The organism is Pseudarthrobacter sp. LT1 (assembly GCF_035621795.1).
GTDB lineage: Bacteria > Actinomycetota > Actinomycetes > Actinomycetales > Micrococcaceae > Arthrobacter.
On record NZ_CP141830.1, the window covers coordinates 537,889 to 551,144 of the forward strand.

Genomic DNA, 13,256 nt, shown 5'->3' on the forward strand with positions numbered 1-13,256 from the left:
GTTCAAATGAAAGCACGTGGGGCAGTTCTGTCGAGGCGCAACGCCCATTCCGCCGCGGTGTCCAACTGGAAGACCCTCCAGGCCGGGGACCGCGTCGAGATCATCAAGCATGCACATGTGGTGGCAGCCGGGGAGGTGGAAGAGGTGTCGCAGAGCGGCAACGTCCTCTGGCTGGTGCCGGCGGGACCTTCAGGTCCTGCGGAGAAAGAGCTTTTCCTGAAGTCCGACGGCGTTGAGGTCCGCCGCGGCTAGCAGTCCGGCCGGCAGCGACCAGCAACAAAAAATCCCCGCACGCCATGACGGTGTGCGGGGATTTTTGCGGTTATGGTCAGGCGGCGATGGACTCGTAGGTCTCGCCGAAGGGCACTGATTCGTCCAGGGCCACGGTGTAGCGTCCCGGGTGCAGCCTGGTAACCAGGATGCCACAGGCGGCGTCATGTGCTGCTACTTCAATCAGTTCGGCTACCGCCTCTTCCAGTCCGGCGTGGACCTCGCTGGCGCTGGAGAACTCCAGGCTGATGGACCGCGGCGCGGGTCCTTCGGGGGTCTGGGAGGCGGGGATGCGCTCCAAGGTAGCTGTAGTCATGTACTGAACTTTCTGTGTTTCGTGCCAGGATGGCTCCAACATTCTACCTTCTGCTCCCTTTATATGTCAGATGACTGTCCTTTGGAACCCCCGATCAAGCGGTCACAAAGCGTTTCGTTCCCGGCCGCGCGGCGAAATCAAGGACCATGGAGGCGGGGCCCAGAGGGCCCGAAACCTGTCGATACAGCTTGAGGAGAATTCGGTATGAAGATCATGCGCCTGGGCGAAAGTGGCAGCGAGCAGCCTGCCGTCCTGGTTCCCTCCGCGGACGGCGTCGACCGGTACTTCAGCCTGCTGCCCCTCACCAACGACGTAAACGGCGCGTTCCTTGCCGCCGGCGGCCTGGACAAAACCCGGAAGGCCCTGGAGGCGGGGGAACTGCCGGTCCTGGAAGGTGCCGCTGCACTCCGCGTTGGTTCCCCCGTGGCCCGGCCCGGCTGCGTGGTGGGCATCGGGATGAATTACGCCGCCCACGCCGCGGAATCGGGGGCAGAGCCGCCCACCATTCCCGTGGTCTTCCTCAAACCCAGCAACACGGTCACCGGCCCGTTCGACCCCGCCCCGCTTCCACCCCGTTCCACTCAGTACGACTGGGAGGTGGAACTGGGCATTGTCATCGGCAGGGAAGCCAGCTACCTCGGTTCCACGGAGGAAGCCGCCGCCTGCATTGCCGGTTACGTCACCGCCAATGACTTTTCTGAACGGGAGTACCAGCTCCCGGGAGCTGCCGGCCAGTGGACCAAGGGCAAATCGCTTCCCGGGTCAACGCCCCTGGGTCCATGGCTGGTCCCTGCAGAGGAGACCGACGGCGGAAACCTGCGGCTGCGCAGCTGGGTGAACGGTGAGCCCCGGCAGGATTCGACGTCGGCGGAGCTCATTTTCGATGCGCCCACCCTGGTCCACCACTGCAGCCAGTACATGCGCCTGGAACCGGGCGACGTGATCCTCACCGGAACACCGCAGGGGGTGGCCTTAAGCGGCCGTTTCCCCTACCTCCAGCCCGGCGACGTGGTGGAAGTAGAGGTGGACGGCCTGGGCCGCCAGCGCCAGGAGCTGTACCGGACGCCGGCGGCCACAGCGGTTTAGCCCGCCTTTACCGCCAGGACCGGGCAGTCAGCTTCAAGCAGGATCCGCTGTGACGTGCTGCCCATGATCAGCTTGCCCACCGGGGTACGGCGGCGCAGGCCGATCACGATCAGGTCGGCGTTGTGTTCCTCAGCGGCATCCAGCACCTCGGCGGCGGCGTCATGGCCGCGGACGGGCCGCTTGACCAGGTACTGGATACCCTGGCTGGCCAGCCGCTGCTCGATGTCGTGGATGTCGCCTTCCTGGGCGAAGCGGTTGTCCACAGTTGCCTCGCCCTTGGAGGAGTTGATCAGCACCAGCGTGGTGTTGCTCTTCCGGGCTTCGGCGATGGCCTGCGTCAGGGCGGCTTCGCCCTCGGGTGTCGGGACGTATCCCACAACGACGGTCATGGTGTCTCCTTGCTTCTGCTCGATGTGCGTGGATGGCTTTGGTGCGGCTGCTTAGTCACTGTAATCCGCTGCACCCGAGTTGGCCGGGATCAGCGGCCTGCGCTCGGGACGGTTGCGGCGGATCAGCTTGTAGGCAAAGGGCCAGACCAGGATGAGGGCAATGATGACATAGATGCCGACGGCGATCGGCTCACCCAGGAGCCCTGCCGGATCGCCCGCGCTCAGCTGAAGGGTCTTGCGGAGCTGCCCTTCGATCCGCGGACCCAGGATCACGCCGAGGATCAGCGGCAGCACGGGAAGGCCGAAGCGCCGCATCATGAACCCGAGTGCGCCCAGGATCAGCAGGATCACCAGGTCGAACGCCTGCAGGTTCACCGAGTAGGCGCCCAGGGTGGCGAAGAACAGGATGCCGGCGTACAGATACGGGCGGGGCAGCTGCAGCAGCTTGGCCCACAGCGGTGCCAGCGGCAGGTTGATGATCAGGAGCAGCAGGTTGCCGATGAACAGGCTGGCGATCAGGGCCCACACCAGGGGCCCCTGGCTTTCGAAGAGCTGGGGACCCGGCTGGATCCCGTAGCTGGTGAAGGCGGCGAGCATCACGGCTGCGGTGGCGTTCGTGGGCAGGCCCAGCGCCAGCATGGGGGTCAGGGTGCCGGCGGCCGCAGCGTTGTTGGCTGCTTCCGGACCGGCCACGCCTTCGATGGCACCCTTGCCGAACTCTTCCGGGTGCTTGCTGAGGCGTTTTTCCGTCACGTAGGACAGGAACGTGGGGATCTCGGCCCCGCCGGCCGGCAGGGCACCGAACGGGAAACCGAAGGCGGTACCGCGCAGCCACGGCTTCCAGGACCGCTTCCAGTCCGATTTGCCCATCCAGGGCTGGCCCACGGGGATGGCATGCAGGGGAGTGCGGCGCAGGTGTGCCGCCACCCAGAGGGCCTCGCCCACGGCGAAGATGGCGACGGCCACCACCACGATGTCCAGGCCGTCCGCCAGGAGCGGCTGGCCGAACGTCAGGCGGCGCTGGCCGGTGACGGAGTCCATGCCCACCAGGCCGATGGCCAGGCCGAGGCCCAGCGAGGCGAAACCGCGCAGCCGGGAAGAACCCAGTACGGCGGTGACGGCCAGCAGTGCCAGGACCATGATGGCGAAGTAGCTGGGTGCGCCCAGGCTGACGGCGAACTTCACCACGATCGGTGCGCAGACGGCCAACAGCGCCGTGCCAATGGTGCCGGCAACGAACGAGCCGATTGCCGCCGTCGCAAGCGCCTGCGCCGCCCGGCCCGCCTTGGCCATCTTGTTGCCTTCGATTGCGGTGACCACGGAGGACGATTCGCCGGGGGTGTTGAGCAGGATCGAGGTGGTGGAGCCGCCGTACATGCCGCCGTAGTAGATGCCGGCGAACATGATGAAGGCGCTGGTGGGTTCCAGCGCGTAAGTGACGGGAAGCAGCAGGGCGACGGTCATGGCCGGGCCCAGGCCGGGGAGGACGCCGACGGCGGTGCCCAGGATGACGCCGATCACGGCGTACAGGAAATTCATGGGGGTGAGGGCGGTGGCGAAACCGTCCATCAGGGAGGACCAGACGTCCATTTAGAGGATTCCTTCCAGGAGGCCGGCCGGCAGTGCGATGCCCAGGCCGAGGTAGAAGCCGTAGAAGGTCAACAGGGACAGGGCCACGGAGATCAACCCGTCCCGGACAAAGTGCCGGCTGCCCAGGGCCAGGACGCTCCCCCAGAACAGGACCGTTCCGGAGATCACCCAGCCGGCCCAGTCGATGAGCAGGATGTTCAGGATGAAGGCACCCGCCAGCGGCAGGACGGTCTTCCAGTCGGCGGGGTGCGTCAGGTCGACATCCTCGCCGCCTTCGGCTTCACCCTTGCCGCCGCGCAGGACGTTGATGGCCAGCAGGACGGCGCAGACCACCAGCATCCCGGCCACGATGAACGGGACGGTTTTGGGCCCGACCGGATCAGACTTCGAATACGGGGTGACCAGGCCGTTGGCGTCAAGGAAGACCAGGACGCCGGCCGCTCCGAGCAGGAGTGCAACTCCCAGCTCGGAGCGGCCTTTAAGGCCTGTGGTCAGGGATGTCACGCCAACCCAAGCTTGGTGAGGACGTCCGCCACCCGCTTGTCCTGCTCGGTCAGGAAGGTCTTGAACTGGTCGCCGGTGATGAAGGCATCGGTCCAGCTGTGGGTCTTCAGCGCTTCCTTCCAGCCCTCAGTGCCGTGCATCTTCTCCAGGGCCGCGATCAGGGCCGCCTTGTCCTTGTCGCTGATTCCCGGAGGGGCCACCACGCCACGCCAGTTGGTGAAGACGAGGTCGATGTTGGATTCCTTCAGCGTGGGTGCGTCCACACCGTCAAGGCGCTTATCGCCACTGGTGGCCAGCACCCGGACTTCGCCGGACTCGATCTGCTTCAGGTACTCACCGGCGCCGGAGGCGGCGAAGCCCAGCTTGTTGCCGAGGATCGCGGGCAGCAGGTCGCCGCCGCCGTCGTAGGCAACGTAGTTGACCTTGGTGGCGTCGATGCCCACGGCACCGGCGAGCTGCATGGGCAGCAGGTGGTCCGGGCCGCCGGGGGAGGAGCCGCCGCCAACGGCAATGGAGCCGGGATCGGCCTTCCAGGCCTTTACCAGGTCATCGATGGTCTTGTAGGGCGAATCCTTGCCGACCATGATGGCGCCGGGTTCCTCGATGAGGCGGGCCAGCGGGGTGGTCTCGGTCAGTTTGGATTCAGACTTGTTGGTGTAGCTGGCGCCCACCACACCCAGTCCCATGAGCATGGCCAGGTCGCCGTTGCCCTTTTCATTGACAATGCGGGCCAGGCCCACAGTGCCGCCCGCGCCTGCAAGGTTAAAGACTTCGGTGTTGGTGGAGATCTTCGCGTCGTCCAGCACCTTCGCAGCGGCGCGCGCGGTGGTGTCATAGCCGCCGCCCGGGGAGTTGGGGACCATGATCTGCAGGCCGGTAATGGGTCCGGCGGCAGCGCCGGAGCTTTCCGAACCGGTGGAGCTCTTGCCGGTGGCACCGCAGCCGGTGGCCATCAGGGCGATGCCGGCAGCAACGGCGGCAACGCGCAATGCGCGGATCTGGCGCATGTGTTCCTCTTCTCTCAAAAACAAATCAGACCAGCACCGGCTGACTAGTGGTTCCGGTGCCTTGTGGTTCCGATGCTAGGGGCGGCCGTGACGGCGATCACTCTTGTGTACGCAGAGAAAGTTGTGTTCATTGCGTTCACGTTTCCGAATCCCCACAGCGGCCCTGCTGCGGGCTTTGGGATATAGTTCCCGGTACCACCCCAGGCCCTGCGCCCATATCCTGCGCGCACCGCGGCCTGCCACCCCTGCCGGACAACCCTTGCCCTGCCCGCAACACCAGGAAGACCATTGTGACTCGACGACGAGGAATGTCCCTCGCGGGACAGTACCTTCTGCTGCAGTTGCTCATTGTCCTGGCCGTCCTGGTGGGTGTTGTAGCCATCTCGCTGGCCCAGTCTGCTGCGGCCTTCGAACGCATCGAAGGCCGGCGCGCCCTGTCGGCTGCGGAAGCCCTGGGCGGAAACCCCGTGGTCCGCGAACTCCTCCCCGAGTCCCAGGCCCGCGGCGGTGCCGTGCTGCCGGCAGTGGCAGAGTCCGTGCGGATCGTCTCCGGCTCGTCCAGGGTGGCGCTGGCAAAAATCGACCGGACTGTGGTGGCGTCCTCGGATCCCAGCCTGCTCGGTGAACCGCTGGAACTCGGCGCCAGCAGGGTGATGGAAGGCAGGGCCTGGACCGGAGTGGTGGGCGGAACTCCGGCCCCGCTGCTGTCCGCGCACGTCCCGGTCCTGGATGACACCGGGCGCATGATCGGTATCGCCTCCATCAGCCGCAGCTATCCCACAGTGCTGGAACGGCTGGGCGATGCCGTTCCCAACCTCCTGACTTACCTGGGAGTGGCAAGTGTGCTGGGCATTGCCGGGTCCTTCCTGCTGTCGCGCCGCGTCAAGCGGCAGACCCTGGGCATGGAACCCAGCGAGATCACCAGCCTGGTGGAAAACCGCGAGGCCATGCTGCACGGCCTCAAGGAAGGCGTTGTGGCACTGGACCTGCACGACCGGATCACAGTGGCCAACCACAGCGCCCGTGCCCTGCTCGGCCTCCCACCCGACTGTGTTGGCAAGCGCGTGGCGGGACTCGCCGTCGAACCCGCCCTTAAGGACGTCCTCACCCGCGAGCAGCCCGGCCCGGACCAGTTGGTGCTGGTGGGAGACCGGCTGGTGGTGATGAACCGGGTGCCGTTCGAATCCCGCGGCAGGGTCATCGGCTCGGTGACCACCCTGCGCGACCGCACGGAACTCTCTGAGCTGGAGCACGAGCTCGGTACCACCCGCACTGCCACGGACACCCTCCGCGCCCAGGCCCACGAGTTCGCCAACCAGCTCCACGTCATCTCCGGCCTGATCCAGATCGGCGAGTACGATTCCGTGGTCCAGTTCGTCAACGGTGCCACCGTGGACCGTACCCGGCTCAATGACGAAGTGACCGCCCGCATCAAGGACCCCGCGCTCGCCGCCCTGCTGATCGCCAAGTCAAGCCTCGCCACCGAACGGGGCGCTGCACTGCAGCTGGACCCGGATTCCGTGCTGGACGCCGTCGATGACGGGTTGTCCCGGGACCTCACCACCGTGGTGGGGAACCTGGTGGACAACGCGTTCGACGCCGTCACCGGGCTCCCGCAGGCAGCCGTCCGGGTCCGGGTGGACGGCAAAGCCGGGGGAGACGTGGTGGTCACCGTTCGGGATAACGGTCCCGGCGTCCCCAGCGGCTCCACCGACCACATCTTCCGCCAGGGCTTCACCACCAAGGAACCCGGCCCGGCCGGCAGCCGCGGTTTCGGCCTGGCGCTGTCCCGGGTGGTGTGCCGCCGGACTGGCGGAAACCTGGTGGTGGCCAACGATAATGGGGCTGTCTTTACCGCTGTGCTGAAACGAGGGAGTACCCAGCCATGATCAAGGTCCTGATCGTCGATGACGACTTCATGGTGGCCAAGGTGCATGCCGGCTTCATCCAGCGCACGCCGGGCTTCACTGTGGTGGGCGCGGCGCATACCGGCGCCCAGGCGGTTGCCGAGACCGAACGCCTCCAGCCGGACCTGGTGCTGCTGGACATCCACCTGCCGGACATCAACGGCCTCGACCTGATGCAACGCCTGCGCGCTGTCGCGCCCGAACTGGACGTGCTGGTCATCAGCGCCGCGCGGGAGGTTGAAACAGTCCGTAAGGCCCTGCGCGGCGGCATTGTCCATTACCTGATCAAGCCCTTTTCCCAGAAAGACCTCCAGGAGCGGCTGGAGCACTACCGCCACGCCTACCAAAGCCTGGATGCGTCCAAGGACGTGGCCGAACAGTCGGACGTCAACCGGGTGTTCGGCCTGGACCGCGCCGAACGGCCCCTGCCCAAAGGCTGCAGTATCGAAACGCTGAAGCTGGTGGAGGCGGCACTGAACGCTTCAGCCGGTGACGTCTCGGCAGCCGAGATGGCCGAGGAGCTGGGCACCTCCAGGGTCAGTGCCCGCCGCTACCTTGAATACCTGCACGACGAAGGAACGCTGGACGTGCGGCTCAAGTACGGGGTGGGACGGCCCGAACGGCGGTACGTGCTCAAGGCGTGACGGGACCCGCCGGCCGCCCGTGTCCCGCTCCCGCGGACAAGCTCTCAGCGCAGCAGCGTGTCAATCAGCCGGGCAGCTGTCCTGGCGGTCCGGCCGTCAATGTCGAACGCCGGATTCAGTTCCGCCACGTCCAGGTGCAACAGCTTCCCGCTTCGGGCCACCTGCCGGCACACCGCCGAAATGACCGGCAGCGGCACGCCGTAGGCTGCCGGCGCGCTGACGCCGGGGGCCACCGCGGCGGGCAGCACGTCCAGGTCGATGGTCAGGTACAGGACGTCGATCTCCGCCAGGAACTCCGCCACGAAGTCCCGGATCCGTTCCGGTTCGCAGTCCTCATCCAGCAGGTAGCGGACCCCCAGTTTGTCCGCGGTGTCGAACAGGACCCGGGTGTTGTTCGGCTCCGAGATCCCGGCGACGGCGTAGCGGAATTCGCGTCCGGCGTCCGCTTCCGCGCGGGCCATCTGCAGGAACGGTGTGCCGGAGCTGGCCACCGGCTCGTCGCGGAGGTCGAAGTGGGCGTCGAGGTTCAAGACGCCCAGGCGCTGCCCGGTTTGAACCGCGGCTGAGGCGCTGACGCCAAGGTAGCTGGCGTAAGCGGTTTCGTGCCCGCCGCCCAGCACTACAGTCTGGTGGCCGGCGTCGAGCAGGGCAGCCAGCACCCGGCCAAGCCGTTCCTGGCCGGCCTCCAGGTCTTCCCCGGACACCACCACGTCACCAGCGTCGGCCACCGTCCGGTCCAGGTGGAAGGCCAGCGGGCCCAGCGCTTTTCGCAGCGCCGCCGGGGCGGCGGCTGCCCCGGTCCGGCCCTGGTTGCGGCGGACCCCCTCGTCGCTGGAAAATCCCAGCACGGCGGCGGGCCTGCGTCCGGGCGCGGCAGGCTGAAACTCATCGGAGGCGGTGACCGCCTGCCACCAGCGGCGGTGGCCGGGACCATCGCCGTCGAACCTGCCGGTCCAGGGCCGGGGCGGGACGTCGACGGCGGGAAGCTTGGGGAACATGCCTCAAGCTCACCGCATGCCGGGCACGAAAACCAGCGCCGGCGCCGTCGTCCTGTCCGGAATCCAAGAACCCGCGCAACGGCCGGGCCGGACATCGGTGCCTGATGCAGGGGTTAAGGTGAGATCAGCCCACCGGTCCAGGGATGACCTGGCCGCTCCGGATCCACGCACCACTCCCAGGCTGGAGAGCCGCTCCATGTTTGAAGCCCCAGATATCCTCTTTGCCGCGGCCGGACTGGCCGTGTTCGTCGCTGCGGTCCTGCCCAAGCTGCTGCGTGACATGCCGCTGTCCATGCCCATGGTCTTCCTGGGCGCAGGGATGGCAGCCTTCGCGTTGATTCCATCGCTGCCCAACCCGAACCCGGTGGAACACAGCGACTTTGTCATGCACCTCGCGGAGGTCTGCGTGATCATTTCCCTGATGGGCGCGGGGCTTGCCCTGGACCGGCCCGTGGGACGCAGGCGCTGGTCCACCACGTGGCGGCTCCTGGGCATCGCCATGCCGCTCTGCATCGTAGGGCTGACCCTGCTGGGCATGTGGTTCCTGGGCCTGGGGCTCGGCGCGGCGCTGCTGGTGGCGGCCAGCCTGGCGCCCACGGACCCCGTCCTGGCCTCGGAAGTGCAGGTGGGCGAGCCGGCCGACCAGGATGAATCCACGGACAAGGAGGACGAGGTCCGTTTCGGCCTTACGTCGGAAGCCGGGCTCAACGACGGGCTGGCGTTCCCGTTCGTCTACCTTGCCATTGCCATCAGCGTTGCCGGAGCGGACCCCTCCGCCTGGTTCGGTGAGTGGTTCGGCCTGGACGTGGTGTGGCGGCTGGCTGTCGGGCTTGTGGTGGGGTTCCTCACCGGAAAGCTGCTCGCCAGGCTGTTCTTCTCGGCCCGTGCCGACAGCCTTCGGCTCTCCAACCACTCGGAGGGCTTTGTTGCCCTGGCGGCGACGTTCCTGGCGTACGGGCTCACGCAGATGGTGGAGGGCTACGGGTTCATAGCGGTGTTCGTCTGTGCCGTGACCATCCGGGCCGCTGAACGGACGCACGGCTACCACCGGGTGCTGCACTCCTACGTGGAACAGCTGGAACGGCTCCTGACGGTGGTGATCCTGGTCCTGCTCGGCGGTGCCATCGCCCGCGGGCTGCTGGCCGGGATCGGGCTTCCTGAACTGCTGGTGGCGCTTGCATTCCTGCTGGTGGTGCGGCCGCTGGCGGGCTGGCTGGGCCTGCTGGGCGGCAAGACCGGTCCCCGGGAACGCGTGGCACTGTCCTTCTTTGGCATCCGCGGCATCGGTTCCCTGTATTACCTGGCCTTTGCGCTAGGCGAAGGCCACTTCACGGACCAGGGGCACTGGCTCTGGTCCTTCATCGGGCTGGTGGTGGCACTGTCCATCGTGATCCACGGCGCCACCACTTCGCCCCTGATGAACCGGCTGGACCGGCTGCGCCAGAAGAAGGCCCTGGCAGTCTCCGGCGACGAGGGACTCGCCCCCAACACCCCGGTCTAGGCCGCCGGTCATGGAAACCCCGCGGTAAGCAAAAAGGGCTGGTACGGCAGACGCCGCACCAGCCCTTTCCGTGTTAGGGGTTACTTCATCCCCAGGGCCGCCTCGATGGGGCCGATGGCGAAGAACAGCGCGAACGCCGCGGCCACAGCCCACATCAGCGGGTGGATGTCCCTGACCCTGCCCTGGACCGTGCGGATCAGGACGTAGGCGATGAAGCCGGCACCCAGGCCGTTGGCGATGGAGTAGGTGAAGGGCATCAGGGTGAAGGTGAGGAACGCGGGGATCGCGATGCCCCAGTCCTGCCAGTCGATCTTGCCCACCTGGGAGACCATCATGAAGCCCACCACCACCAGCGCCGGGGCCACGGCCTCGAAGGGCACCAGGTTGATCAGCGGGGTGAAGAACATGGCCACCAGGAACAGCACCCCGGTGACGATGGAGGCCACGCCCGTGCGGGCGCCTTCGCCGATGCCTGCACCGGCTTCGACGTAGATCTGGTTGGAGGAGACGGAGGCGCCGCCGCCGATAATGGCACCGAGTGCGTCCACCTGGAGCACGCGGTCGACGTCGGGAATGTTGCCGTGTTCATCCACCGTGCCGGCTTCGTTGGCCAGGCCCACCATGGTGCCCATGGCGTCGAAGAAGATGCTGAGCAGGATGACGAAGGCCAGCAGCGTGGCGGCCACGAAGCCGAGGTGCTCGAAGGCACCGAACGGGTTGGCCTTGCCGATCAGGGAGAGGTCCGGGGCCGCCCAGCCGGAAAACGCCGGGGCCACCAGGGACCAGCCCTGCGGGTTGAAGTTCTTGCCGTCGAAGCTGGGGCCGATGTGCAGGGTTGTCTCAAGGATGACGGACAGCACCGTGGAGGTGATGATGCCAATCAGGATGGCGCCCTTGACCTTGCGCACCACCAGGGCGATGGTCAGGATCAGGCCGAACACGAACACGGCGGTGGGCCAGCCAAGGAGCTTGCCTTCGAAGCCCAGGCCAACGGGCACGGTGGTGCCTGCGACGTCCGGGATGCGGCGCACGAACCCGGCGTTGACCAGGCCGATCAGGGCAATGAACAGGCCGATGCCCACCACGATGGCGGTCTTGAGTCCGTCCGGCACGGCCTTGAACACGGCCGTACGGAAACCGGTGAGGACCAGGATCAGCATGGTGACGCCGGAGAGGACCACCAGGCCCATCATGTCCGGCCAGGTGAGCCCGGGATTGGTGGCCACGGTGACGGCCACGAAGGCGTTGACGCCCAGGCCGGTGGCCAGGGCGAAGGGGTGCCGGCCCCACGCCCCCATGAGGATGGTGAGGATGCCTGCCACCAGCGCGGTCACGGCAGCCACCGCGGGGAAGCCCAGCGTGGTGCCGTTGGAGTCGGGCCCGGACAGGATCAGGGGGTTCAGCACCACGATGTAGCTCATGGCGAAGAACGTGGCGAACCCGCCGCGGATCTCGCGGGAAAGGTTGGAACCGCGCTCGGTGACCCTGAAATACCGGTCCAGGGCAGAGCCTTGCTTAAGCATTAGTCCTCCGGGGAAGTGTGTGGGGATACCTGCATCCTAAGGGAGCGGCAGGGAGTGGGCCGGCAAATTCGCCTAGTCTGTAAGGAAGCCAACACGAGGAGCAGCCCAACCATGCGCCAGGTCCGCCGCCAGTTGCTGAGCCTTGTGCTCGGCTTGTTTGTCTTTGCCGCCGCCGCGCTGGGCTTGGCGGGCCCCGCCTCCGCGCATGATGCTGCCGAGTCCACCAGCCCGGCGCAGGGGGCTGCGCTGGCTGCCCCGCCCGCCGAGGTTTCGGTGACCTTCAGCAACAAGCCCCTGGGCATCGGTTCGTCCTTCTCCATCAAGGACGCCGGCGGCACCGAATGGGCTGATGGCTCCGTGCAGATCGTGGACAACGTGGCCACCCAGAAGCTCCGCCCGGGCGGTCCGGCGGGCATGTACACGGTGGCGTGGCGCGTGGTCAGCTCGGACTCACATCCCATTGAGGGGACGTTCACCTTCTCCGCGGCCTCCGGTGCTCCCGGTGCCGTTTCGTCGGGGACACCCACGGCTGGAAGTTCGACGGCGGCGGGTGCGGTCCCTGGCATGGGCACCGCCCAGCCCGGGGTCACGGAAGAGCCGTCGGAGCCGGCCGGCGCGGGCGAGCCGTTCCAGTGGAGCATTGTTATTTTTGCGGTGGTGGCCGTGGGGCTGCTGGTGGCGCTGGGCGTCCTTGCCCGCCGCCGGCTCACCGGCGACGGGGACACCGAAGATGACGGGGAGGTCGGGAACAGGGCCGGGGAGTAGCGCCCGCCGGCAGGCCCGGTTCCTTCCAGCCCTGCAGCGCGTACCGGGGCCGCAGTCAGCAGCCCAGGGCAGCAAAGCTTCCCGTTGCCGGGAAGACGCCGGTGGACGGGAGGGCGCCGTCCGGGTTGACCTTGGCAGAGATTGCCTGGCCCACGGTCTTGGCCTGGCGCAGCACCTCTTTGGGCGATGGCGTGATGAGTTCGCCCACTCCCACCAGGTAGATGCCGATGGCCCGCATGGCTGCCGCCACGTTCCGGCCCACGGCGATGCCGAAGTCGTTGAGCATGCGCCGCAACTGGCTGTGGGCGCAACGGGTGAGGACGATGTGGTCCGCCACCAGGATGCCCGTGGGGGTGTGCACCTGCCACTGCGGGGCGGCCTGGTCAGGTGCTTCGATCATGCTCAGCTGCACCGCCCGGGTGGTGTTCCGCACGTCCACGCTGTGGCTTGCGGCGTAATTGCGCAGGTGGCGCAGGATCTCGTTCCGCTCGCGCAGGGTGCCGCTGTCCGCCGCATCGCAGCGCTGCAGTGACGTAGTGTTCGCGGGCTGGGCCTGGCCCAGGATGTCGAGGCCGTCCACCACGATGGAGTCCACCCCATGGCGGCGCAGCTCAGCGGCCACGGCCAGTCCCGACAGGCCCGTGCCAATGACGATGGTGGTGGTCTGTTCGGCCCCGGCAATCCCAGGCATGCTTGACACTACAGTTTCCCTCCTATGGAGCTTCGGCAGGTGCCGGCATCCTCGCCGGCTCGCGT

14 protein-coding genes are annotated in these 13,256 nt (G+C 67.1%); 6 read left to right on the plus strand and 8 right to left on the minus strand.

Annotated elements, in window-relative coordinates; genetic code table 11:
• Positions 1 to 6: 6 nt before the first annotated feature.
• On the plus strand, positions 7 to 252 hold the full coding sequence (locus VIK36_RS02605) for a hypothetical protein (protein ID WP_255174255.1): 246 nt from the start codon (positions 7 to 9) through the stop codon (positions 250 to 252).
• Between the two features lie 76 nt (positions 253 to 328).
• Here VIK36_RS02605 and VIK36_RS02610 read toward each other — a convergent pair whose 3' ends face one another.
• Positions 329 to 586, minus strand: coding sequence for a hypothetical protein (locus VIK36_RS02610; protein WP_255174256.1), 258 nt, complete (start codon positions 584 to 586; stop codon positions 329 to 331).
• Between the two features lie 204 nt (positions 587 to 790).
• Between VIK36_RS02610 and VIK36_RS02615 the strand changes: the two genes are divergently transcribed.
• A complete protein-coding gene (locus VIK36_RS02615; RefSeq protein ID WP_324643969.1) occupies positions 791 to 1,672 on the plus strand; it encodes a fumarylacetoacetate hydrolase family protein in 882 nt (293 codons plus the stop codon).
• Here the strand turns inward: VIK36_RS02615 and VIK36_RS02620 are convergent.
• Genes VIK36_RS02620 through VIK36_RS02635 form a run of 4 tightly spaced genes read right to left on the minus strand, consistent with a single transcriptional unit; the run spans position 1,669 to position 5,162 of the window.
• Positions 1,669 to 2,061 carry a universal stress protein gene (locus VIK36_RS02620; RefSeq protein ID WP_324643970.1) on the minus strand — a complete coding sequence of 131 codons (393 nt, stop codon included), beginning with the start codon at positions 2,059 to 2,061 and terminating at the stop codon, positions 1,669 to 1,671. The two genes, VIK36_RS02615 and VIK36_RS02620, sit on opposite strands and share 4 nt — an antisense overlap.
• Positions 2,062 to 2,112: 51 nt before the next feature.
• A complete protein-coding gene (locus VIK36_RS02625) occupies positions 2,113 to 3,651 on the minus strand; it encodes a tripartite tricarboxylate transporter permease (RefSeq protein ID WP_324643971.1) in 1,539 nt (512 codons plus the stop codon).
• On the minus strand, positions 3,652 to 4,155 hold the full coding sequence (locus tag VIK36_RS02630; RefSeq protein ID WP_324643972.1) for a tripartite tricarboxylate transporter TctB family protein: 504 nt from the start codon (positions 4,153 to 4,155) through the stop codon (positions 3,652 to 3,654).
• Positions 4,152 to 5,162, minus strand: a complete 1,011-nt coding sequence (locus VIK36_RS02635) for a Bug family tripartite tricarboxylate transporter substrate binding protein (RefSeq protein ID WP_255174261.1) — start codon at positions 5,160 to 5,162, stop codon at positions 4,152 to 4,154. Before VIK36_RS02635 ends, VIK36_RS02630 begins: the two co-directional genes overlap by 4 nt.
• A 308-nt stretch (positions 5,163 to 5,470) precedes the next feature.
• On the opposite strand from VIK36_RS02635, the gene VIK36_RS02640 reads away from it, so the two are divergent.
• Together VIK36_RS02640 and VIK36_RS02645 are read left to right on the plus strand one after the other, a co-directional pair.
• Positions 5,471 to 7,051, plus strand: coding sequence for a sensor histidine kinase (locus tag VIK36_RS02640; RefSeq protein WP_324645206.1), 1,581 nt, complete (start codon positions 5,471 to 5,473; stop codon positions 7,049 to 7,051).
• Positions 7,048 to 7,713: a response regulator gene (locus VIK36_RS02645; protein WP_324643973.1), complete on the plus strand. Its 666-nt coding sequence runs from the start codon at positions 7,048 to 7,050 to the stop codon at positions 7,711 to 7,713. The genes VIK36_RS02640 and VIK36_RS02645 overlap by 4 nt, the downstream gene beginning before the upstream one ends.
• 44 nt (positions 7,714 to 7,757) lie before the next feature.
• Here the strand turns inward: VIK36_RS02645 and hutG are convergent, their stop codons facing one another.
• A complete protein-coding gene (hutG, locus tag VIK36_RS02650) occupies positions 7,758 to 8,711 on the minus strand; it encodes a formimidoylglutamase (RefSeq protein ID WP_255174263.1) in 954 nt (317 codons plus the stop codon).
• Between the two features lie 196 nt (positions 8,712 to 8,907).
• Between hutG and VIK36_RS02655 the strand changes: the two genes are divergently transcribed.
• Positions 8,908 to 10,212 (plus strand): cation:proton antiporter, encoded by a 1,305-nt coding sequence (locus VIK36_RS02655; protein ID WP_255174264.1) that lies wholly within the window; start codon positions 8,908 to 8,910, stop codon positions 10,210 to 10,212.
• Between the two features lie 80 nt (positions 10,213 to 10,292).
• Here VIK36_RS02655 and VIK36_RS02660 read toward each other — a convergent pair whose 3' ends face one another.
• Positions 10,293 to 11,735, minus strand: coding sequence for an NCS2 family permease (locus VIK36_RS02660; protein ID WP_324643974.1), 1,443 nt, complete (start codon positions 11,733 to 11,735; stop codon positions 10,293 to 10,295).
• Positions 11,736 to 11,846: 111 nt separating this feature from the next.
• Between VIK36_RS02660 and VIK36_RS02665 the strand changes: the two genes are divergently transcribed.
• Positions 11,847 to 12,500, plus strand: a complete 654-nt coding sequence (locus VIK36_RS02665; protein WP_324643975.1) for a copper resistance CopC family protein — start codon at positions 11,847 to 11,849, stop codon at positions 12,498 to 12,500.
• 55 nt (positions 12,501 to 12,555) lie between these two features.
• Here the strand turns inward: VIK36_RS02665 and VIK36_RS02670 are convergent, their stop codons facing one another.
• Positions 12,556 to 13,191 carry an NAD(P)-binding protein gene (locus tag VIK36_RS02670; RefSeq protein ID WP_324645207.1) on the minus strand — a complete coding sequence of 212 codons (636 nt, stop codon included), beginning with the start codon at positions 13,189 to 13,191 and terminating at the stop codon, positions 12,556 to 12,558.
• Positions 13,192 to 13,256: the final 65 nt, after the last annotated feature.

What these genes read in the sequence shown, in the direction of transcription:
- VIK36_RS02665 (WP_324643975.1), top strand. Translation starts at nt 11,847, where the DNA reads ATGCGCCAGGTCCGCCGCCAGTTGCTGAGCCTTGTGCTCGGCTTGTTT.
- VIK36_RS02625 (WP_324643971.1), bottom strand. Translation starts at nt 3,651, where the DNA reads ATGGACGTCTGGTCCTCCCTGATGGACGGTTTCGCCACCGCCCTCACC.
- VIK36_RS02610 (WP_255174256.1), bottom strand. Translation starts at nt 586, where the DNA reads ATGACTACAGCTACCTTGGAGCGCATCCCCGCCTCCCAGACCCCCGAA.
- VIK36_RS02660 (WP_324643974.1), bottom strand. Translation starts at nt 11,735, where the DNA reads ATGCTTAAGCAAGGCTCTGCCCTGGACCGGTATTTCAGGGTCACCGAG.
- VIK36_RS02645 (WP_324643973.1), top strand. Translation starts at nt 7,048, where the DNA reads ATGATCAAGGTCCTGATCGTCGATGACGACTTCATGGTGGCCAAGGTG.
- VIK36_RS02635 (WP_255174261.1), bottom strand. Translation starts at nt 5,162, where the DNA reads ATGCGCCAGATCCGCGCATTGCGCGTTGCCGCCGTTGCTGCCGGCATC.
- VIK36_RS02655 (WP_255174264.1), top strand. Translation starts at nt 8,908, where the DNA reads ATGTTTGAAGCCCCAGATATCCTCTTTGCCGCGGCCGGACTGGCCGTG.
- VIK36_RS02605 (WP_255174255.1), top strand. Translation starts at nt 7, where the DNA reads ATGAAAGCACGTGGGGCAGTTCTGTCGAGGCGCAACGCCCATTCCGCC.
- VIK36_RS02670 (WP_324645207.1), bottom strand. Translation starts at nt 13,191, where the DNA reads ATGCCTGGGATTGCCGGGGCCGAACAGACCACCACCATCGTCATTGGC.
- VIK36_RS02640 (WP_324645206.1), top strand. Translation starts at nt 5,471, where the DNA reads ATGTCCCTCGCGGGACAGTACCTTCTGCTGCAGTTGCTCATTGTCCTG.
- VIK36_RS02615 (WP_324643969.1), top strand. Translation starts at nt 791, where the DNA reads ATGAAGATCATGCGCCTGGGCGAAAGTGGCAGCGAGCAGCCTGCCGTC.
- hutG (WP_255174263.1), bottom strand. Translation starts at nt 8,711, where the DNA reads ATGTTCCCCAAGCTTCCCGCCGTCGACGTCCCGCCCCGGCCCTGGACC.
- VIK36_RS02620 (WP_324643970.1), bottom strand. Translation starts at nt 2,061, where the DNA reads ATGACCGTCGTTGTGGGATACGTCCCGACACCCGAGGGCGAAGCCGCC.